The following is a 21,400-nucleotide window of genomic DNA, read 5'->3' on the forward strand; positions in this document are numbered from 1 at the left end:
AAAAATTTCTTTGATTGAGATTTTAAATTAAATCAAGGCTTTATTAAAGGCAACGGAATTCCTATCTTATAAACTTTATGGTAAGCTTTTATTTCGTTGTTTTCGTTTAAAAGGTTTTCTAAATTTAAACTTACATCTTGCTGTAAATCAGGATTTGGATAAATAATTAGACAGGCAATTTCTTCATCATTGATAATTGGAGGTGTTGATTTTACCTTTTTTAATCTCGCATAACCTGCAACTTGTCTTATATCGTCGTGAATGATTTTGTAATTATACTGAAGTTTATATTTTGCGTCCACAACAATCTTGGTTTTTCCAGAACAAATAAGAAAATCCAAAGAGTTTCCATATGTTGAAAATTGATGATTAAGTTCTGTGGCAGAAATATTAGAGTTGTCTTTCAATAGTTTAGCATAAATATACAACTCAAACATTTTTGGCATATCGATCCAGAAAGGTGGAGTAAAAATTTTCTGCTCAGTTGTTTTTGTAATATTGTAAGAAAACTTTTTCAATATTGAATGTCCCATATCTATTGCTTCCTTATATTCTTTAAAAAACGGATTATGCTTTAAATTTTTAATTTCATTTAAGTTTATCTCATCATTAATATTTTCAAAAACAGGTCGAATATAATTTATAACCCATTCAATATTTTTTTTATTTTTAAAATAAGAAAAATCATTTTCTATATATTGAACGCAAAACAAAAATACTTTCTTTAAAAATCTATTTTCAATGGAATTTTCACCAAAAACCTGATATTCACAAAGTGTGTCTGTAAAATTATTCTTAAAGATATTTCGTTTAATATTTTCAGCCGTAAGAATTTTACCTTTAAATCGATTTTTAAGATTATCTTGAACTTTGTAATAAGATTTTTTTAATCCTTTTCGAACAATATCCTGCAAAATTTTCAAAAAACGAATAATAATAAAGGGCGTTAATAAATCCTGTTTTTGAGTAATTTTAATTTGAGGAGAATCCCAGTCTATCAACAGTAATTGATCTGTTTTTTTTGCCACATCGGGATAAGATATAATCTCCATCAGCATTGCAACACAATCTACTTCTTTTTCGTAAAAATTATTAAAAATATTCTTTTCTGCATTTGCATTTACCTGATCAATTAAATTTTCATTTTCTAAACTGATAAGCTGTTCAAAATGCTTGTAGACAGTAGAATTTATCTTAGGTTCGACTTGAATAGTATGTTTTCCATTTTGCCAAAACCAATCGATCCCAACAAAATAATTGGTAGAAATATTAATCTTATTATCTGCAATTTTAAGATCATAACAATAATAATCCTTTCCTCTTTCCCTTTTAAATTTTCTGGCTTTTATTTTATTCAGATCTTCTTTCCTATCAAGGAGCAAAATTTCCGAAGAATCTGAATTTTCAGGAAGATATCCGTAATAAACTTTTAATGAATGAAAATAGTGTTCCTTTAATAAAATATCCATTTACAAAGATTTGATATAGTCTTCAATCTTTTGTTCACCGACCATTCCAACAAGAATTCCGTCTCTTACATATTCCAGAAGAAGCGGTTTTATTTCATATTCCAATCTGAAATTAAAATCCACTGGTTTATCTTTAATATCCTCTCCATTTTCATCCTTTTCATAATGCTGAATAAAATAAGAATGTCCCAGTGCAACATCTTTTGGTCTAAATTCTCCAGATAAATTGAAGGAATGCGTTTCATAATCATCTGTTGTAAAAATATTTTTAACCTTATTAAACAAATCTGATTTAAAATTTTCCTTCAACTCCAACAAGTCTGTAGGTAACATATCAACAAAGGCAAAACGTCTTCTAATCGCATAATCGATGTATCCGACACTTCTGTCTGCCGTGTTCATTGTTCCAATAATATAGAGATTCGGAGGTAGCATAAGTTCCCTGCTGCCAACTTCATACACGCTTTCGACAGTTTCTCCTCTATATTCTAAAGCGTAAATAAGTTCGCCCAAAACCGATGATAAATTGGCTCTGTTGATTTCATCAATAACCAAGACAAAATTCTTCAGTTTTTCCTGAATAACAGGATTATTTTTATTGATATTAATGGCAATCAATTGCTGTTGAATCATGTAATAATAAGGATATTTTCCTTTCATCGTTAAGCCCAACTTCGCTTCCTGATCCCTTAAATCGATAGGTTTTGATATTTCGTTCCAATTGTTGTATACCTTTTCCATATCGCTGAAAAGAATCTTGTACTTGATTTCTTCACGATCCTGAAAATTATAAATCAATCCATCTTCTTTAATTGAAATAATTTGTGCAGTACTTTTTTCACCGAAATAATAAACTGATCCTGAAACAATTTCAGTATTTATCTTTTCCAATAAAACATTGAGCTTATTTTGGAAGTTAATTTTATTCTTTGTTTTACCAAGATAGGCTAAATAATTATTTGCTGCTTCTTCTGCAAATTTCCCCAGCGTTTTATTTTCTGCATTATAAATAATACCTTCACCTTCTTCATTCGGTTTTGCAACAATTCCACGTACAAAGTCTTCATAAGTGTAACTCGGATGAAACTGAACCAACTTGAAATATTCATTGTCCTCAAGCTCTTTTACAGAAGAAACACCCAAAAGTTCTTTAGCAACAAGCTTTGCTTCCCTTGTCTTTCCCGTTCCGGGAGGACCTTGGAGAATGATCTGCTTTTTGTATTTAAGAAGATTGATGATCTCCTTGTGCTTTTCCTCTGCTTTATTTTTCAAGTGGGTGTTGTATAATTTTTATTTTCTATACAATTATATGGAATATTTTTAATTATTGATCAATAGAGATATTCAACAATTTGGTTTTTACAAAACTGTTGATATTTTTCCGCCATTCTTTAATGTTTTCATTCGTTCTAATGTAGGCTATGCTGCACATATGATCTGACAATAAATCTTGATTTCCTACCTTAAAATAGCTCCCACTAATCAATTTTTCTTCTTCACCAGGATACACCAAAACCGTCTTTACAGCGTTGTAATATTGATGATATGTATACATTTGTCGCAAATCTTCGGGAGAAGGTTTATCACCGTACAAATTTTTCCATTTTGTATCTAAAACGATAGCAATATTATTTTTCTCCAAAATAATATCGGGTTTCATTTTGCTTTTAGTTCCTGATTCCGACTGCCAGATTTTTTTTGAAACCTGAGCTCTTACATTTACGCCATGTTTTTTCAAATCACGTTTTAAAATAATATATACAAATTGCTCCCAAAGCATATTCATATCAAACATTAATGCTAATACATGATTTTTTCCTTTAGAAACATCAGGATGATAATTCAATAGCAATAATTTTGCAATCTGAAGCGCTTTTTCGTAATGCTGATTTTTTCGATCGTAAACAATTTTATCAAAGGTAGATTCCGAAATTTTGATATCGTTCATTTCTGGAAAATTTAATAACAAATTTCCAATTCTGCTTTTCAGATCAATTTTATCATTAACCTGATAAATCATCTTTAAAGCTTTATACAAAATAGAGTGCATTTTATGATTCACATCATAATTAGAATATTTTACATAAAATCTTTCCTGATGAGTCAAATTCTGAGAAATCTGTTTAGAAAATTGCAGCGAACCCTTCAAAGCATATAAATTTCCTTCCTTTTTATTGTACTTTTTGATTAAACCACGATGAAGTAAAAATTCTAATTCTTTCACAAAAAGTTCGAAATACAAATTTAAAATCGAATTGCTTTTCAATTTTAAATCTGCACTTCCAGAGGTTTTCACATTAAATCCCCAAATCGTTTTAATCATATCAATCAACAAAGGTCTCCACACTTCTTCTCCTTTAGTATCGGCCTTTGGTAAAACTTCGATCGTTGTATTCCCTACTTTTAAAACTCCAACATGTTGATTAAACTGTACCCCATTTCTTATTAATCTAAAGAAAGGAGAGTAATTTCCGTAGTATTTTTCTAGTCCTTCATGAATGTTTCTTTCTTCCTTTTTATTGAGATCGAAAGTAAGTCGCTCGTGTTCAAAAACTACGATAAGATTAGATGAACTCATTCTATCTCTTGATTCATTAATACTTGAATGGCTTTTCTAAAATCCATTTCAACCTCCTTTCCTTTGATTTTTATTAGATGTACCGCATCATTTCTGTAATCCATAATTTCGTACATCTCCTTTTCATCATAATTCTCTGAACTATAATCAAAATCAGCAAAAACAGAAGATTTATTTTCTTTTTCTCTTACAAATCCTCTTCCTAAAACCAATCCTATTTTCCCATAATCTCCAAAGAAATATTCCTGCAATAACGGAATTATATTTTTATAAAAAGATTCAATAATCGTTTCATCATTTTTTCCGATAAAATAAGCGTGACCAATTGCGTGATCTTTGTCTATGAGTTTTTCAATTCTTTGGTTGATGGTTATTAATAAGTCTTTAAAATTAATATCATTATTAAAGAATTCTTTGAAATAGGTTCCATTTTTAATGTTTCCATTTTTTTTATCAACGTTCATTAATGTCCAAATCTCTTTTCTTTTATCCCACAAACCTTTCGGAGCATCCAAAGCATCTAATAATTCTTTTTCTTTTGCTATATATTCATCGTCCTCCCAAGGATGCTCTTTGTAATCCCATAAAAGCTTTTCAAAAATTTCGGATGGAGATTGTAATAAGTCTGGCTTTGGAGGCATTTCTTCAAAAGAAAATCTTCTTCTTAAAGCTGTATCTAGCGCTTCTACACTTCTATCTGCAGTGTTCATTGTTCCTATAATATAAAGGTTGGATGGAACACTAAATTTTTCCTTACTGTATGGTAAGGTAATTTCTAGAGCCTCATTATTTCCTAACCGCTTATCTTCCTCAATAAGGGTTATTAATTCTCCGAAAATTTGCGATACATTGCCTCTGTTGATTTCATCAATAATAATAACATGATTATCTGGTTGAGTTACATTTATCATTTTTTCCACTAATAATGGAAATATATTTGGGTAACCATTAATAATATATTTTTCAGTATCAGAAGACATTTTATCTGCAGCCTGTTTATCTTTTATATCCTTTAGTGTAATCTTGCCTTCTTTTACTAAAGAATAAAGTTCATTAATTAGATAAATGGGCAAAGGAACTATTGTTTTCGCTTGTGGCTTTAAGAGGTATAATATCTCTGAACCAATTTTGGTTATTTCATATTCTCCAATTTTGTCTCCGGGCTTAAATTTAAATTTAGAACAGGAAAGGCATAGTTTTTTAAAAACCCCATTATGTATATCATATTTAACAAAGTTATCCTCTTCTTTAGGTTTGATAGGTTTTATTCCCTCAATAAAATCTTCATAACTCATACTTTGATGAAAAGTTGTAAAAACAATTTGCCCTGAATTTACATAACTATTAAAACGCTTTTTTAGGTTTTTACGATTTTCTCTGGCTAGTTCATCAATAGATTTATTTTCTATAATTGCTAATGCCTTGTTTATAGTATTATATGTTTTGCCAGTTCCTGGAGGTCCATATAAAATTTGGTTAATCGGTTGTTTCATCTTTTTTATTTGTGTATTCTTAGTTAAAATAAAATTTAAAAATTCGTCAAAATAATCCAATCCCTCATAATCGAAATTGGGGATTTCGTTTCTTACAATTTCCAATGTTTCCTGAGTTTGATTGTTCAAATCATTAATGGTAATAAGATTTTTAAAATTTATTAACTGGTAAATAAAACCGATAACCATACCATTATAAATTCCTGGGCTTTCATCATACTTTTTTACAAACCAAGTATCAAAGTCTTGGATAATTTTCCACTCTTCCTCTTCTACAATTTCTTCTTCTTCCCCTTTTGAATATTTATTGAATCGATCATACATTCTAGAAATCATATCTGCCTGACTTTTCACTGTAAACCGATGTGCAATAAAATCTGCATGAATGTTCTTTAGTTTTAAAATTTCCTCATCTACTATCGGAATAATTTCTAAAAGCATTGATTCCAAATCTGGGATTGATTCTTCAAAACTATCATAGTGTTTTGGAATAATCACTGTGAAAAATTCCATTTTAGATTTTTCTTTTCCTTCCTGAAATTTTAGAGATGAAAAACTTTTTAGTCTTGGTTTTATATTCTTTATTAAATCTAATGCATATTGATTTTGCTGGCTATTAGGATATCTTGTTTGATAAAATTGAAAGTAAATCTCAAGCTTATTATTTTTTTTTAATGCAAAAACAAGATTAATGAGATCAGTAGAAGATCCGGGATATGATACAGGAATTTGCCAAAATGTCGTAGAAAAATATCGTGATCTTTCTGTTCCAATAAAATAATTTTTCTCTGCTCCTTTTGATGCTTTCTGCCTTACAGAAAATGTGAAATAATAATCCTTATCATATTTAGATTTCAGCCATTTGTAGACTTCAATCTGGAGATCGTGGTAATTCATTAGTTTTACTAAAATTTTTAAAACAATAATAAGGAAAATCTTAAATGTAAAATTATGGAAAACCGCAATTTATAAGTCATAGTCAGAAAAAAAAGTAAATTCACATTCATTTTCCAATTGTTCATTATTTTTGTACCGTAAATCACCGAATAATTTCTCACCTATATGAGCCAAACATTTTCCAACAACGACCAAATTGGAGTCGTTTCCACTTTTTCTGAACTCATAAATGCCAATTTTAAAGGAGAAATGAACGCATTATGTTGGGAAAGAAATCTGGATGGAGATTTTAAAGAAATTGTTTCTAAACTGCAATTAAAGGAAAATATTACAGAAGTTTTTCGTGAAGATCTTTTAGAATTAAAATTATCCGAACAAGGCAAAACGGCGAGAGAAATCATCTTAAACGATTTACAATTATTAACGGATTTTGGAGCTTCTCCTTCTTTAAATTTGCTTAAAAACTATGAACGAGACGAGGAATTTGATTTCATTTCTACTGACGTTTATTCTTATCACGTAGATCGTTCTCCTATTGGAACAGATACTTTTTTATGCACATATCACGGTGCTGCAAGTGATATTATTGCAAATGATCAGGTTGAACAAAAAATTTTGATTCCTGAAGTTCGACAAAAACTTAAAGATTTACATAATGGTTCAGAGGAAGATTTTGAAACTTTTCTAAGAGAATATTTCTTCGATTTGCATTATCAACCAAAACCTAATGCCCAACCTATAAATTTAGGATTAGGAAACTTGTGGAGACTGGCTGTGGACCATCCCGAGCAAAAGGTTTTGCCTTGTATTCATAGAGCTCCCGTGGAAAATAATGGAGAGTTTCGGCTTTTGCTAATTTGTTGAGAATATCAGAAAGCTACATTCATAAATGTAGCTTTTGAAATATATCAATTGAAGTATTTTTTTACTTTCCGATACAAAACTTAGAAAAAATATTCCCCAACACCTCATCATTTGTTACCTCTCCCGAAATTTCACCAAGATGTTCCAAAGCATTTCTCAACTCATACGCCAATAATTCCGTAGAAATTTGAACTGAAATAGCTTCCTTAACTTTATGTACCGCATCCAAAGACTTTTGTAAAGCCTCAAAATGTCTCTGATTTGTAATCACAACATTATTTTCAGAAGCCTTTAATTGTTCCACATAAGAAGACAATTCGTTTTTAAGATCCTGAATATTCTGATTCTCAACAGCTGAAATCATTATAAAATCAAATTCATGAGATATTGCATTTCTGAAAATATCTTCCACTTTTTCGTACATTGCAGGAGAAACTTCATCAATTTTCGTTGCACAGATAATTAATTTCAAATCATCTCTTAACAAAGATTTGATCATTTCGGTATCCTCAGAAAAATCCTCTGTTCCTGCATCAGCTAAATACACCAAAACATTGGCGTTCTCAACTTTTTCTTTGGCTTTTTTCACACCGATGGCTTCAATTTCGTCCATCGTTTCGCGCAATCCGGCCGTATCGATTAAACGGAAAGCATGACCTTTAATATGCAAAACCTCTTCGATGGTATCTCTTGTTGTTCCTGCAATATTACTTACAATTGCTCTTTCTTCCTTCAATAAAGCATTTAGTAAAGTTGATTTTCCTGCATTTGGTTTTCCAATAATAGCAACAGCTGTTCCGTTTTTAATGGCATTTCCGTATTGGAAACTTTCGATAAGTGAATTTAATTTTAATTCAATTTTATTTAATAATTGAACCAAAGCTGATCTGTCTGCAAATTCTACATCTTCCTCAGCAAAATCTAGTTCCAATTCAATCAAAGAAACAAAATTTAGTAAATCTGTTCTTAAAAAAGATATTTCATTAGTAATTCCACCTTTTAATTGATTGATAGCCACTTTTCTAGAAGCCTCATTTTCAGAAGCAATCACATCTGCAATCGCTTCAGCCTGAGAAAGATCAATTCTACCATTTATAAAAGCTCGAAGTGTAAACTCCCCAGCTTTCGCCATTCTCGCTCCGTTTTTTATTAAAGTTTCGAGAATACGTTTTCCAATGTGCGGCGAACCGTGAAAAGCAATTTCCACCGAATTTTCTGTCGTAAAACTTTTTGGTGCCAAAAATATAGACAACATCACCTCATCTATAGCCTCTTCCCCATCTACAAAATATCCGTAATGAATCGTATGCGATTTCTGTTTCGCCAGTTTTTTCGCCGGAAAAGACTTCTGAACCACAGATAAAGCCTCATCTCCCGAAACTCTGATAATGCCTAAAGCCCCTACTCCATTAGCCGTAGCCAATGCACAAATGGTATCGTTATTCATGCTGCAAATTTACGTTTTTTAATTGCAAAGAACCATACCGTTTATCTATTGTCACTATTTTCTAACTCATTATTTAACCCCTCTGTCGTTCTGAATACAATGATTGTAGCATCTATTATTTTCAATTATCTAAAACTTTTCCATCATCCGACTTCAAGCTTCCTTTCTTTTTAGAAGCTATTTCCTGCTCTTCGCACTCGCTATTTTTTTTAGGTTTCGGCGCGGCAGCTTCGCTGCCGCGCCGAAACCTAAAAAAAATGAGCTCAAACAAATGCTACGATCAGGGCTAGGGTTACAGTCTATCATTAAAAATATTGGTCACAAAAACCGGAGGCTTCGAGAGCCTCAGCCTCCGGTTTTTGCAGAAAATTGTCATTCTTACCAAATCTATATTTCTATCTGCAGTTGCTGAGTAAGACTCTCGAAGTCACCACAAAGTTTTAACAAAATCAAAAACAATCCACTAAAAATCAGTAACTTTAAGCAAATCAAACCAATTAACCATGCCTCAAAAAATCATCAACCGGTATCATTTCACTGTGGAATGGGGCGGAAACAGAACCGATTTCCTGGAAATTTCAGGATTAGATATGAATATTGATGTTGTTTCTATTAGAGATGGAAATTCAAAACTCGATTCTGAGCAAAAAGCTCCAGGATTACTGAAATTCTCGGATGTTACCTTAAAAAGAGCCATTGTAAAAGGCGACAACGATTTTTTTAACTGGATTAAAACAAAATATTTCGGAACGGTGGAAAGACGAAATGTGGTCATTAAATTATTAGACGATCAACACAATCCTTTAATTATCTGGAAGCTTCAGAATTGTTTTCCTTCAAAATATATCGGTCCGGTTTTAATTAGCAACGATTCTCAGGTTGCTACCGAAACATTAGTTTTAACGCACGAAGGAATTTCCATTGAAAACATCAAATAAAAAAATCACCCCAAGAATTGAGATGATTCGATTGCTTTGAATTTACTAAGTATATATGAAGATATGAATGATGTTCTTTTTTGTTGATACAAAGATAGGCTCAATCATTTCCGATACATTCAGGATAAACCCTAAAACTTTATCCGTAAAAATACGGTTGCATAAAAGAAAAACGTCCTACAAACTATTATTGCAGGACGTTTTTAAATTTATTTTAAATTGCTTCGATCTTTAAAAATTGACCTTTAACAATTTACTATTCACCTTTCTAAAGTGGACTTACCAATTCCAAGAACCAATCTTTCACCTCGCCTTCCAAGAATGGAGCGATTTTTTCTTCACAAGTTTTGTGGTAAGCGTTTAACCACGCGATTTCGCTTTCAGAAAGAATTTCTTTTACGATGGTATCTTTAAAGAACGGACAGAAAGTTAATGTTTCAAACTCATAGAATGTCCCATGAATTGTTTTTTCTGCTTCTTTTACAGCGATCAGGTTTTCGTGACGAATTCCGTAGTCTCCTTCCAAATAATATCCCGGTTCATTCGAACAAACCATTCCAACCAAAAGATCCTGCGGATTCATATCTTTTCTGATATTTTGAGGCCCTTCATGAACATTCATGAAACTTCCAACTCCGTGACCTGTTCCGTGGTTGAAGTCTTTTCCTTCCATCCAAAGTGGCAATCTTGCAATAGCATCCAAATGAACACCTTTCGTCCCTTTCGGGAATTTTACCATCGACAAACGGATCATTCCTTGTAAAACTAAAGTTGAATTTCTCTTAAAATCATCAGAAACCGTACCTAAAGCGAATGTTCTTGTAATATCCGTCGTTCCTTCCAAATACTGACCTCCTGAATCGACCAAAATACTTGCATCATTCGTGACTTCCTTGCTTCCTTCACTTTTTGCTGAATAGTGCATAATGGCACCATTATCTTTGTATCCAACGATGCTTCCGAAACTTTCTCCCACAAAATTTTCGCCTTCAGCACGGAAACCTCTCAGTTTTTCACCGATGGAGTATTCGGTCATGGCTTCTTTTCCGGCATTGTGAGTCAGCCAATACAAGAATTTCACCATGGCAACACCGTCTCTTACCATTACTTTTCTAAAACCTTCCAGTTCGGTTTCGTTTTTCTGAGCCTTCATTAAATTTCCAGGAACTGGAGCTTTGATGAATTGATTATCCGATTTTAATGCTTCAAAAATCGATTGATTGCTGTTTGGAGAAACCAGTACTTTTTCGTTTTTGAATATACCTAAATGATTGTAAAATTCTTCGTAAGGCATCATTTTTACGAAAGACTCGTCCATTTGTTTTCTTGCTTCAACCTCTAATTTTTCAAGGTCTGTAAACAAGATTGCATCATTTTTAGTGATAATAATGTATCCTAAAAATACAGGATTGCTTTGTACATCACTTCCTCTTAAATTCAATGTCCAAGCGACATCGTCCAAACTTGAAATGATGTGAACGGTTGCTTCCAACTCTTCCATTTTCTGACGGATTGCAGAAATTTTATCGGTAACAGATTTTCCAGCCCATTTTACAGGGTGTACGAAAATCGTATTTTTAGAAGGCGTTCCTCTATCTGTCCAGATTTGTTTTAAAAGAGGATTATCAACAAGCGTTATATTTTTTGAATTTAATTTATGTGTTAAAAGTTCCCAGTTCGCGTGAGCCGTTGCTACAGCATTTACTGCTACTTTTCCATTCGCCGGAATTTCAGAAATAATCCAGTCGATATAGTTGGGAGTTCCTTCCATTCCGTCTTTGAAAAGGTCAATTCCTGAACCTTCTAATTCGAGGGCAGCTTGTGTGAAATATCTTCCGTCCGTCCAAAGTCCGGCTTTATCTTTTGTAACAACCACAAAACCCGCAGAACCCAAAAATCCCGACAGCCAAGCTCTTTCCTGCCATTCTTCCGGCAAATATTCACTCATATGTGGATCTGCAGAATATACTATAAATGCATCAACATTATTTTTCTGCATTTCTTCACGAAGCGCAGCTACTTTTTCCTTTGAAGTCATTTTTTAATGATTTTTTTAAAGATGGGAAGTTACGAATTTTTGGTGTTGTTGAATATGAATGACGCTAATTTTTTTAGATAATCGGTTTTCTTTAGTGGTGACTTCGAGAGCCTCAGTCACCAATTGCAGATAGAAATATAGGCTTGGTAAGAATGACAAATTTTCTACAAAAACCAGAGGCTGAGGGTCTCGAAGCCTCCGATTTTATTGACAAATATTTCTAATGAAAGACTGTAACCTAGCCCTGATTGAAACGACATCCTTTTTGGTTGCGGGCGGAGCGAAGCGGAGCCCGTAACCAAAAAGATATAGTGGAAAGCAGGAAATAGCTCAAATAAAGTATAAGAATTTGAGAGTCTGAGTGTTTGAGTATTCTGAATGATTGTGGATAAAGATTCTTCACTCCGCTATGCTTCGTTCTAAATGAAAAAACACATGTGTTAATTATTAAAAAAATTCAATCATCTAAGACAAATCAAGAATATTTACATACCACAAAGAATAATTCTTATTAAAAATTTAACATTTTGGAAAGGTTCTTGCTACACTGTACATTATGGAAAGGCAGAATTATAAAAATCACAGGAAATTTTATCCACCTCATCATTTTATTTATCTCCCTCTTTTGATTCTGTTGGAAATTTTTGGGATTTATAAAATTTTTAATGATGAGCCGATCAACTGATCTGGATTTTGTTTTCTGTTGTTATTTTTCTAATTTTCTATTTGGCAATTATGCTCAGGCAACATTATGCATTGGGATTGCAAAACCGAATGGTGAGACTGGAATTTAAGCAAAGATATTTTGAGATTTTCCAGCTGAGATCCGATGACGTTGAGGAAAAATTGAGATTTGACCAAATTACAGCATTAAGGTTTGCATACGATGACGAGTTTAAAGATCTCTTGTACAAAGCACTTCATGAGAATATTTCGGGAGACGAAATTAAAAGATCAATTAAAACTTGGCGCGCAGACCGACACCGAATTTAAAATAATAAACACCAAAAAATAAATTATCATGAAAAAATTTAGCTTATACAGTATTACGATATTCAGTTTACTATTATTGACTAGTTGTGAAGCAGTAGAAACAATCTTTAAGGCAGGCATGTGGTGGGGAATTATTTTAGTTGTAGGCGTAATAGCCATTATTTTATGGCTGTTTTCAAGGGGTAAGAACTCTTAACCAAAACTTATGGATAATTCAGACTTAGACCTAATTTCTCACCTGAAACCTTCCAAGATTGTAAAAATTATGAAAGATCCGGAGGCTTCTGCTAGGGCGGTAAATCTTATTTACACGTCCGATGCAGAATCTGCGGGTATTATCCGGAAAAAACGAGGCAAAAAATATTCTTATTTCAAAGACGGAGAAAGAATCAAAGATAAGGACGAAATTAAACGAATCAATAGTTTGGTGATTCCTCCTGCTTGGGAAAATGTATGGATTTGCGCGTTGGACAACGGGCATCTACAGGCGACAGGTTTTGATGTAAAAAAGAGAAAACAATACCGCTATCACCCGCTTTGGAGCGCGTTGAGAAATCACACAAAATTTTACAGAATGCTTCAATTTGGGTATGCTTTGCCACAAATGAGACTGCATATTGAGCAGGATTTGGCATTAAGGAATTTCGAAAAGCGAAAAATTTTAGCTTTAATTGTCAGTTTAATGCAAAAAACAAACATCAGAATTGGAAACAATGCGTATGAAAAATTGTATGGTTCGTTTGGTTTAACAACTTTAAAAGATAAACACGTAAAAATAACCGGGCAGAAAATTACTTTTAAGTTTAAAGGTAAAAAAGGAATCATGCATAATGTTGATCTTAAAAGCAGAAGACTCGCAAGATTGGTTCAAAAATGTAAGGATATTCCTGGGAAAGAGCTGTTTCAGTTTTATGATGATGAAGGAAATCATCATTCGATTGATTCTGGAATGGTGAATGATTATATTAAAGAAATCAGCGGTGAAGATTTTACGGCAAAAGACTTCAGAACCTGGTCTGGAACAGTGAATGCACTGATTGCATTTAAAGAAATCGGGTACGCAGAAACCAACACAGAATATAAAAGAAAAGTGAAGGAAGCTCTCGAAATGGTCGCTTCACACCTCGGAAATACAAGTACGGTTTGCAGAAAATATTACGTGCATCCTTTAGTTATCAACCTTTACGAAAATAATACCATCAAAAAATATCTCGACGAACTCGAGCAAATTGAAGTGAATGATGGTAAAGCAGATCTAACCCAGGAAGAGAAACTAGTTTTGAAGATTTTGGAAACGGAGAAGATGTAATACAGAAGTAAAAAAGTAATTTTATAATTTAATTTTCGTTGATTATAATTCTCATCTAAAATAATTTTAAGAACAATCTATTTTCAGATATTTATTAAAAATTTAAAAACAAAACCTGCAGCAATCATAACCTTTGTCATAAAAATGAATATTTTTTTGAATAAAATACAGCCGGAAGATTTATTCTGTGATAAATGCTTTATTTTTTCTTTCCTTTAATTATTGTAAATTTGTATATCAACATATTTATAAATTAAAATAATACATCATAATATGTCAAAAGCAATTTCGCAAGTACCATTTGCAGTAAATGAACCGGTAAATTCTTATGCTCCGGGAACTCCAGAAGTAAAAAGTCTTATCGCTCAATACAAAAAAATGTGGGCTGAGAAAATAGAAATTCCAATGATCATTAACGGTGAAGAAGTAAAAACTGGTGATAAAGTACAACTTCAGTCTCCTCAGGATCATGCTCACGATTTCGGTTTTTATCATAGAGGAACAATGCAACATGTAGATGATGCTATCAACGCTGCATTGGCTGCAAAAAAAGAATGGAACGAGCTAGGTTGGGAACACAGAGCTGCGATCTTCTTGAAAGCTGCTGATCTATTGGCGGGACCTTACAGAGATGTCATCAATGCTGCTACAATGATTGGTCAATCGAAAAACGTACATCAAGCTGAGATTGATTCTGCTTGTGAATTCATTGATTTCTTGAGATTCAACGTAGAATTTATGACGGAAATGTATTCTGAACAACCTGTTTCTGATGCAGGAATCTGGAACAGAGTGGAATACAGACCATTGGAAGGATTCTGTTTTGCAGTAACGCCATTCAACTTTACAGCAATTTCGGGAAATTTACCAACCTGTATGGCAATGCTTGGAAACGTAGTGGTTTGGAAACCGTCTGATAAGCAGGTTTATTCTGCAAAAGTTATCATGGATGTTTTAACTGAAGCGGGTCTTCCGAAAGGAGTCATCAACATGATTTTCACAGACGGAAAAGAAACGGCTGAAAAAGTTTTAGCGCATAGAGATTTTGCGGGTCTTCACTTTACAGGATCGACAAAAGTATTCCAGGGAATGTGGAAAATGATTGGTGATAATATCCACAATTACAGAACGTACCCAAGAATCGTTGGAGAAACTGGTGGAAAAGATTTCGTAATTGCTCACCCTTCTTCAAACGTAGAAGCAGTTGCAACGGCTTTGGTAAGAGGTGCTTTCGAATATCAGGGACAAAAATGTTCTGCAGCTTCCAGAGCTTATATTCCTCAGTCTCTTTGGGCTGATGTGAAAAAAGTAATGGAAACTCAGATCGCTTCTATTAAAATTGGCTCTCCGGAAGATCCATCAAATTTCGTAAATGCTGTAATCGACAAAAATTCTTTCGAAAAATGTAAAGGATATATTGACAGAGCGAACGCATCTAGCGAAGCAAACGTTGTAATTGGTGGAAAAGTGGATGATTCTAAAGGATGGTTCGTTCACCCGACTGTTATCGAAACTACAAATCCTCAATACGAAAGTATGGTTGAAGAAATCTTTGGTCCAATCTTATCTATCTACGTTTATGAAGATTCAAAATGGGCTGAAACTTTACAATTGGTGGATTCTTCTTCTCCATATTCATTGACGGGTTCTGTTTTTGCTCAGGATAGATACGCAATCAATGAAGCGTTTAAAGCATTAGAAAATGCGTCTGGAAATTTCTACATCAATGACAAACCGACTGGTGCAGTTGTTGGTCAGCAACCTTTTGGTGGTGGTAGAGCTTCTGGAACAAACGATAAAGCTGGTTCTAAAATGAACCTGCTAAGATGGACTTCTGTAAGATCTATCAAAGAAACTTTTGTTTCTCCTAAAGATTACAAATATCCATATCTTGGTTAATAAGTAATTCGTAATGAGCAATAGCAATTGTTGTTCATAGACAAATACAGCCTCGAAATTTCGGTTTCGGGGCTTTTTTGTTGATAGTTGATGGTTTGTGGTTGCTTGTTGATCGTCCTTGCGAGGAAAGAAGAGACGAAGGAATCTCTTGCAATTCATTATGGTTATTATTGATAGGATTTCATCCTACCCTAACTTAAGTGGTTACTTTTTGACTCTTTTTTCAACATTTTGATATTTAACTTTAAATTTTTAATTCAAATTATTAAATATTAACAAATTTTAAATCATTTTATTGATATTTTAGTAAAAACAAAATCTATTCGGAATAATTATTGGACTTTTACTAATACACACCAAAAACAAAGTATTATGAAAAAGTTATTGTTAATAGCAACAGTCGGAATATTCGCAGTAAGTTGCGGCACAAAGGAATCCTCCATGTCAACGAGTAGTACAGATTCGACAGCGGTAGATAATACAAGAACTGTATCACCTGCAACGACCGATACCATGACTACAACGACAGCTAATCCCGACAGTATTAAGATGAAGATGGATTCAGCAACTACTGTAAAATAATACAGGTTTAATTTAATAAGGTAAATCCTCAGATAAAAGTTCTGGGGATTTTTAGTGTTTCAGCAAAATTAATTTTTTAATTTTTTTAATTAAATCATTATATTTGAGTAATACTAAACATTTAAAGAAATTAATTATGAAAAAATTATGGATTGGAGCCGTTTTAGGTTTATTATTTTTAGGAAGCTGTGCCGATAAAAAAGAAAACAGAGAAGAGTTTAAAGATGAGCACGATAAAAGTGCTATGAGAAATTCTTTGGGAGATTCTGCCGTTGCCAATTCAGAACCTAATGCCTCAACAACAGATACAGCAAAGGTAAAAACCGATACTACAAAAACAAAATAAAAAGTAAATCCTGAGAGACGACATAGATCAGGGATACGATGCAAATCCTATCAAATATTATAAAATATTTAGAGATGGCTTCGTCACTTCGCTCCAAAAAAACAACAAATCCGCAGAAAAAATCTGCGGATTTGTACTTAAAAAAACTTGACTGAAAAAACCGGGCAATCATCCCGATCGTATTTTTAAGAAAAAATCTTTCTAACAATTATTCTCCTAAATAGATAAACGTATTCACAACCAAATACGCAGATCTGTTATCAAGAGCCGCTCCCGTTCCACCTGTCGGAACAGTTGCCGTTCCCGAAAGAGAGTGCGTATGTGCTCCACCTGAAGCTGTATTTGCTAAAATACCTACGCCTCCCCAAGAAGTTGGAGTTCCATTTCCCTGGTAGTTTCCGGTTCCGTTGTTACCAACCGTTGTACCTCCCAAAAGAAAACCTCCCTGTCCTGCTGCGTGAGAGTGAGCTCCACCATTTTCTGCCACTCCGTTGATTACTCCTACCATACTAATGTTCGGGAGATTCGATCTTGTAAGCGTTAAAGAATTTTCTCCGCCTTCGCTTCCCAACATTTCAGTTCCGCTTCTTGTTTTCAGCATTCTGTCGGTTGCATCCGGAAGAATGTCTGTGTATCCTAAAGTTGCAGCATAGTTTTGTGCTGCTACAGGCAAGGTAGAAACACTTCTTCCGTTTAATAAATACCATCCGTCGTGATCTGCAGTTTTCACGGAGTTCTTAATATCTCCTACGCTTTTGGCATTTAAAATTGCTGCATCACCATTCATCATTTTTTGCCACATTACTCCATCAAAATAATAGAGTCCGGCAGACGTTACATTTGTTGTTTTTGCAGTTATCGATCCCACTCCTGATGTCGCATAAACAATTGTTCCTGCATGCATGTTTGTGTACGTTCCGTCTCCTGCTTTCAATTGATCTCCTGTAAGTCTCGGGGGCAAAATTCCCTCTGCTGTAGTTCCGTCGTTTTTCTTCGCGGCTACATCTAAACTCGCTATGGGATATGCCGTATTGATTCCTATTTGCGAAAAGGCAAAGTTGGACAATACAGATGCCACAACGACTTTTAAAGTTGTTCTCATCCGTTTAATTTGTTACTAGTTAATGTTTCATGGTTTGGTGCAAAATACTGGTTAGATATTTTATACCTCAGCTAGTAGTTTTAGTTTTAGTGTTTAGGTGTAGAAGTACAGGACTTACAATTTTTACAAAGGAAATAATTCCAGAAAAAACGTGACAAACTGCAGTATTGGTTACATCCCGTAAAGCTGGCGCAAAGATATGAAAGTGACTACCTTACATAAAATAAATAGTTATCTGTTTTCGGGAAAATGATAAGGATAATGAATAAATATAATATCTAAATTAATTATTTTCAGGAAAATGAATATTTTTATCTGCTTGATTTTCAGAATCTAGTTGTTTAATATACGCCGATGGAGAAAAATCTGTTACGGCTTTAAAAACCGAAGCAAATTTACTGTGAGAAGAAAAACCGCACTCGTCCGCAAGAATACTTATCTTATATTGCCTGTATTTATCGTCATTAATGAGCTTATCAACAATATAATTTATCCTCAACCGATTGATGTATGTTTTAAAGTCTGAACTTTTGTGCTGGTTGATTACATAAGAAAGATATTTCGTATTTGTACTGAGCTCTCCCGCCAAAAAAGGTAGCGACATATTCTTATTATTATATAGACTCCCTTTTTCAAAATCGTCGAGAAGTTCCAGTAATTTGGTTTCGGTTTCGGAAGTCATTAGAGATTCATTCCGTCTTCTGCTCGTTTCACCATTTTTCCCAAAAACTTCTTCTACGGAGATATGTGAAAAATCCGATTCCGGAGTATCCGCTTCCTTATCATGAATTTCATTTGGAGTAAAATTTTGCTGATTCCGGATAATATCCTTGAATTTTATATGCTGTTTTTTCTGTTTAGATTTAAAAAATAAAAACAACCCAACCAAAGCCGCCAACAAAATAATGATTGTAATATTTTTGACAATATTTATCTGTCCATTTGTTTTAGCTGGTCTTTCTGTGATTTCCGACTTTCCTTCAGTCTCAAAATCATTTTTAGAAGTAAGCTTTCCAAATGCTTTTACATATTTTTGGGCGTATAAAGTTGCCTTTTCATTATCACCAATACCTTCATAATAATCATTAATGTTGGCATAAACCGATTTTTTCAGTTCAAGATGGCTTGATCTTTCGGCGATGTTTTCCGCTTTTTTAAGGTAAAAATCTGCTTCCTGCCATCGTTTTTCTTTAATTCTGATTCCACCTAAACCGCTGTAAACCAATCCTAGTAAATAAGTTGGTTCTTTTAATATTTTTTCGGCTTTCTGATAATTTATTTCTGAAGTTTTAAAATCATTAAGTTTAAAATAAGCTTCACCCAACAACTGATAAGAATTTCCCATAAAAAATGTAACACCCCATTCTTCCGTTTTCTTAAAAGAATCTAAAGATTGTTCAATAAAACCAATTGATTTATGAAAATTTCCGTTATCCAGTTCGTAATGTCCCATTTCCAAGCTTAATAAACCTAAAGATTTATTATATTGAGCAGGATCTTGAATTTTTTTCGCTATTTCTAAGCCTTTTGCTGTATATTTTTTAGATCTTTCATACAAACCAACCGATCGATATTGCGCTGCAAGAAAACCAATAATCATCGATTCCCAACCGGAATCATTGATTTTGTTGCTTAATAAATTTGCTTTTTCAGCATAGCAGATAGATTTTTTGAAATCTCCGATTTGTTGGTACAAACTAGCCGACAGCATCAATGTTTTTACCTTATTTAAAGGATCTTCTGAAGATATATATAAAGAATCTGCCACTTTCAAAGCTTTGGGCATATCTTTCTGTGCAGTTTCTAAAAAAGTTTTTTCGTAAATTTTTTCAAAATCGTTCTTTTCCTGAGCCGGAATTTGAATAGTAATGATTAGTAAAAATACAAGCCAATGAAAACTTTTAGGCATAAACTAATAAATTATTATTTTGGGTATTATAATAATTCATCATTTTCATGGGTGTCTTTTTGTTTTTCACAAAATTAAGAATAATTTATATTTTATTAAAATTTTATCTGGTAGATTAATATTTTAAACTAAAAATTAAACAATTGTTTATTTTAACAACAAATTGATTTATTTTTTATTTTACGGAATTAATAATTTTAAAAAATGTAATATTAAATAATCTAAAGGTGAAATTTTTCTTTAACCTGATTTCAAAAAATTAATCAAAATGAAGATGTAACTATTTTTATTTAATGAAGACTTATGTGTTAACATATTTGTTACATTTGCAATCAATAAAAAGTATTTATGAAAAAATTAGCAATACTCTCTTCCCTATTCATCGGTGCTATTGCCTTTGCTCAGGGAATTCAATTTGAGGACACCAATTTCTCAACCGTTTTAGCAAAAGCTAAAAAAGAAAATAAACTTGTTTTTATCGACGCATACGCATCTTGGTGCGGTCCTTGTAAATTGATGGTGAAAAATGTTTTCCCTCAAAAAGCTGTTGGAGACTATTATAATTCACATTTCGTGAACGCAAAAATCGACATGGAAAAAGGTGAAGGGGTAGATTTGGCAAAAAAATATAACGTAAAAGCTTTCCCAACTTACCTTTTCGTGGATGGAAACGGTGAAGTGGTACATAGAACTTTAGGTTATGTAGAAGAAAACGATTTTATCCAGTTTGCAAAAGATGCAGGAGATCCTAGTAAAAGATTAACAGCATTAAAGCAAAAGTTTGAAAACGGAGAAAAAGATCCTGAATTTTTGAAAAACTTAGCAAGTCTTACTATATACAGTGATGCTGAATTTGCAGGAAGAGTAATGGAACGCTATTTCAACGGAAAAACTGAGCTGGACAGAGATGATGTACAAATGTTACTTTCTGGTGCGCAAAACACAGACAGTCCGTTGTATAAAATTTTTCAGGCTAAGAAAGCTGAAATAACAAAAATTCTTCCGGCTGAAAGATATGAAGCTTTTGACAAAAACATTAAGCTGAATTCTGTTGTTAAAAAATCTTACAACGCGGATACAAAAACATGGAACGACAGTTATTTCATGACAGAATCTACAAAATTTTTATCTAAAGACGAGGCTGAAAAAATCTTAAAAAGAGCAAAATCCAGCAGAGCCTTGAAAGATAAAGATATTGCAACATATGAAAAATTAACAATTGAACTTTACAAAGATCCATCTTCAGCAAGTTCTGAAGAATTAAACTCAGTTGCATGGAATTTCTTTGAAAATGTAACCAACAAAGCATCATTAGAAAAAGCAGTTGCATGGGCACAGGAATCTGTAAAGAAAAGTGAAAATTATGCTAATACAGATACTCTAGCAAACCTTTACAACAAAGTTGGAGATAAGAAAAACGCTAAAATTTGGGCTGAAAAGTCGATTGAACTGGCGAAAAAAACAGGACAGGATTCGGCAGATACTGAAAAATTGCTGAAAAGTCTTAACATTCAATAAAATAAAATCCGCAGATTG

17 protein-coding genes are annotated in these 21,400 nt (G+C 33.0%); 9 read left to right on the forward strand and 8 right to left on the reverse strand.

Translation table 11 applies throughout. The features are described from left to right. Window positions 1-32: 32 nt before the first annotated feature. Genes ACKX2A_RS05530 through ACKX2A_RS05545 form a run of 4 tightly spaced genes read right to left on the reverse strand, consistent with a single transcriptional unit; the run spans window position 33 to window position 6,437 of the window. Window positions 33-1,469, reverse strand: coding sequence for a 5-methylcytosine restriction system specificity protein McrC (locus ACKX2A_RS05530; RefSeq protein ID WP_415328176.1), 1,437 nt, complete (start codon window positions 1,467-1,469; stop codon window positions 33-35). Continuing rightward, on the reverse strand, window positions 1,470-2,741 hold the full coding sequence (locus ACKX2A_RS05535) for an McrB family protein (protein ID WP_415328177.1): 1,272 nt from the start codon (window positions 2,739-2,741) through the stop codon (window positions 1,470-1,472). It lies immediately after the preceding gene. 52 nt (window positions 2,742-2,793) lie between these two features. Then, entirely contained in the window at window positions 2,794-4,047 is a 1,254-nt protein-coding gene (locus ACKX2A_RS05540) for an McrC family protein (RefSeq protein WP_415328178.1), read from the reverse strand. Next, the gene (locus ACKX2A_RS05545; RefSeq protein WP_415328180.1) at window positions 4,044-6,437 is read right to left on the reverse strand and encodes an McrB family protein; all 2,394 of its coding nucleotides are present in this window, start codon (window positions 6,435-6,437) and stop codon (window positions 4,044-4,046) included. The genes ACKX2A_RS05540 and ACKX2A_RS05545 overlap by 4 nt, the downstream gene beginning before the upstream one ends. Before the next feature lie 165 nt (window positions 6,438-6,602). Between ACKX2A_RS05545 and ACKX2A_RS05550 the strand changes: the two genes are divergently transcribed. After that, window positions 6,603-7,301, forward strand: coding sequence for a DUF1826 domain-containing protein (locus tag ACKX2A_RS05550; protein WP_415328181.1), 699 nt, complete (start codon window positions 6,603-6,605; stop codon window positions 7,299-7,301). Between the two features lie 61 nt (window positions 7,302-7,362). Here the strand turns inward: ACKX2A_RS05550 and mnmE are convergent, their stop codons facing one another. After that, entirely contained in the window at window positions 7,363-8,748 is a 1,386-nt protein-coding gene (mnmE, locus tag ACKX2A_RS05555; protein ID WP_415328182.1) for a tRNA uridine-5-carboxymethylaminomethyl(34) synthesis GTPase MnmE, read from the reverse strand. Between the two features lie 503 nt (window positions 8,749-9,251). On the opposite strand from mnmE, the gene ACKX2A_RS05560 reads away from it, so the two are divergent. Continuing rightward, window positions 9,252-9,686 (forward strand): phage tail protein, encoded by a 435-nt coding sequence (locus ACKX2A_RS05560; protein ID WP_415328184.1) that lies wholly within the window; start codon window positions 9,252-9,254, stop codon window positions 9,684-9,686. Window positions 9,687-9,954: 268 nt separating this feature from the next. On the opposite strand, the gene ACKX2A_RS05565 is transcribed toward ACKX2A_RS05560, so the two are convergent. Then, entirely contained in the window at window positions 9,955-11,724 is a 1,770-nt protein-coding gene (locus ACKX2A_RS05565) for an aminopeptidase P family protein (protein ID WP_415328185.1), read from the reverse strand. A gap of 556 nt (window positions 11,725-12,280) precedes the next feature. Here ACKX2A_RS05565 and ACKX2A_RS05570 point away from each other — a divergent pair. The 6 genes from ACKX2A_RS05570 (at window position 12,281) to ACKX2A_RS05595 (ending at window position 16,853) form a co-directional block, all read left to right on the forward strand. Beyond that, window positions 12,281-12,409: a DUF6526 family protein gene (locus ACKX2A_RS05570; protein ID WP_415328187.1), complete on the forward strand. Its 129-nt coding sequence runs from the start codon at window positions 12,281-12,283 to the stop codon at window positions 12,407-12,409. A gap of 50 nt (window positions 12,410-12,459) precedes the next feature. Next, complete coding sequence (locus tag ACKX2A_RS05575) at window positions 12,460-12,717, forward strand: DUF6526 family protein (RefSeq protein ID WP_415328189.1); 258 nt, start codon at window positions 12,460-12,462, stop codon at window positions 12,715-12,717. A 205-nt stretch (window positions 12,718-12,922) separates the two neighbouring features. Next, complete coding sequence (locus ACKX2A_RS05580) at window positions 12,923-14,026, forward strand: DNA topoisomerase IB (protein WP_415328190.1); 1,104 nt, start codon at window positions 12,923-12,925, stop codon at window positions 14,024-14,026. A gap of 273 nt (window positions 14,027-14,299) precedes the next feature. After that, complete coding sequence (gene pruA / locus ACKX2A_RS05585) at window positions 14,300-15,925, forward strand: L-glutamate gamma-semialdehyde dehydrogenase (RefSeq protein WP_415328192.1); 1,626 nt, start codon at window positions 14,300-14,302, stop codon at window positions 15,923-15,925. A gap of 441 nt (window positions 15,926-16,366) precedes the next feature. Continuing rightward, a complete protein-coding gene (locus ACKX2A_RS05590; RefSeq protein WP_415328194.1) occupies window positions 16,367-16,507 on the forward strand; it encodes a hypothetical protein in 141 nt (46 codons plus the stop codon). 136 nt (window positions 16,508-16,643) lie between these two features. Beyond that, window positions 16,644-16,853, forward strand: coding sequence for a hypothetical protein (locus ACKX2A_RS05595; protein ID WP_415328196.1), 210 nt, complete (start codon window positions 16,644-16,646; stop codon window positions 16,851-16,853). Between the two features lie 208 nt (window positions 16,854-17,061). On the opposite strand, the gene ACKX2A_RS05600 is transcribed toward ACKX2A_RS05595, so the two are convergent. Beyond that, complete coding sequence (locus ACKX2A_RS05600; protein ID WP_415328198.1) at window positions 17,062-17,955, reverse strand: hypothetical protein; 894 nt, start codon at window positions 17,953-17,955, stop codon at window positions 17,062-17,064. Between the two features lie 283 nt (window positions 17,956-18,238). After that, window positions 18,239-19,864, reverse strand: coding sequence for a helix-turn-helix domain-containing protein (locus tag ACKX2A_RS05605; RefSeq protein WP_415328200.1), 1,626 nt, complete (start codon window positions 19,862-19,864; stop codon window positions 18,239-18,241). Between the two features lie 348 nt (window positions 19,865-20,212). Here ACKX2A_RS05605 and ACKX2A_RS05610 point away from each other — a divergent pair, with 348 nt between their 5' ends. Next, complete coding sequence (locus ACKX2A_RS05610; protein ID WP_415328201.1) at window positions 20,213-21,382, forward strand: thioredoxin family protein; 1,170 nt, start codon at window positions 20,213-20,215, stop codon at window positions 21,380-21,382. Window positions 21,383-21,400 lie beyond the last annotated feature (18 nt).

It is taken from the genome of Chryseobacterium sp. MMS23-Vi53 (assembly GCF_047651245.1).
In the GTDB taxonomy this organism is placed as follows: domain Bacteria; phylum Bacteroidota; class Bacteroidia; order Flavobacteriales; family Weeksellaceae; genus Chryseobacterium.

Coding starts and splice junctions, on each gene's coding strand:
- ACKX2A_RS05565 (WP_415328185.1), bottom strand. CDS start 11,724: ATGACTTCAAAGGAAAAAGTAGCTGCGCTTCGTGAAGAAATGCAGAAA.
- ACKX2A_RS05605 (WP_415328200.1), bottom strand. CDS start 19,864: ATGCCTAAAAGTTTTCATTGGCTTGTATTTTTACTAATCATTACTATT.
- ACKX2A_RS05540 (WP_415328178.1), bottom strand. CDS start 4,047: ATGAGTTCATCTAATCTTATCGTAGTTTTTGAACACGAGCGACTTACT.
- ACKX2A_RS05560 (WP_415328184.1), top strand. CDS start 9,252: ATGCCTCAAAAAATCATCAACCGGTATCATTTCACTGTGGAATGGGGC.
- ACKX2A_RS05590 (WP_415328194.1), top strand. CDS start 16,367: ATGTCAACGAGTAGTACAGATTCGACAGCGGTAGATAATACAAGAACT.
- pruA (WP_415328192.1), top strand. CDS start 14,300: ATGTCAAAAGCAATTTCGCAAGTACCATTTGCAGTAAATGAACCGGTA.
- mnmE (WP_415328182.1), bottom strand. CDS start 8,748: ATGAATAACGATACCATTTGTGCATTGGCTACGGCTAATGGAGTAGGG.
- ACKX2A_RS05550 (WP_415328181.1), top strand. CDS start 6,603: ATGAGCCAAACATTTTCCAACAACGACCAAATTGGAGTCGTTTCCACT.
- ACKX2A_RS05595 (WP_415328196.1), top strand. CDS start 16,644: ATGAAAAAATTATGGATTGGAGCCGTTTTAGGTTTATTATTTTTAGGA.
- ACKX2A_RS05580 (WP_415328190.1), top strand. CDS start 12,923: ATGGATAATTCAGACTTAGACCTAATTTCTCACCTGAAACCTTCCAAG.
- ACKX2A_RS05530 (WP_415328176.1), bottom strand. CDS start 1,469: ATGGATATTTTATTAAAGGAACACTATTTTCATTCATTAAAAGTTTAT.
- ACKX2A_RS05545 (WP_415328180.1), bottom strand. CDS start 6,437: ATGAATTACCACGATCTCCAGATTGAAGTCTACAAATGGCTGAAATCT.
- ACKX2A_RS05575 (WP_415328189.1), top strand. CDS start 12,460: ATGCTCAGGCAACATTATGCATTGGGATTGCAAAACCGAATGGTGAGA.
- ACKX2A_RS05610 (WP_415328201.1), top strand. CDS start 20,213: ATGAAAAAATTAGCAATACTCTCTTCCCTATTCATCGGTGCTATTGCC.
- ACKX2A_RS05570 (WP_415328187.1), top strand. CDS start 12,281: ATGGAAAGGCAGAATTATAAAAATCACAGGAAATTTTATCCACCTCAT.
- ACKX2A_RS05600 (WP_415328198.1), bottom strand. CDS start 17,955: ATGAGAACAACTTTAAAAGTCGTTGTGGCATCTGTATTGTCCAACTTT.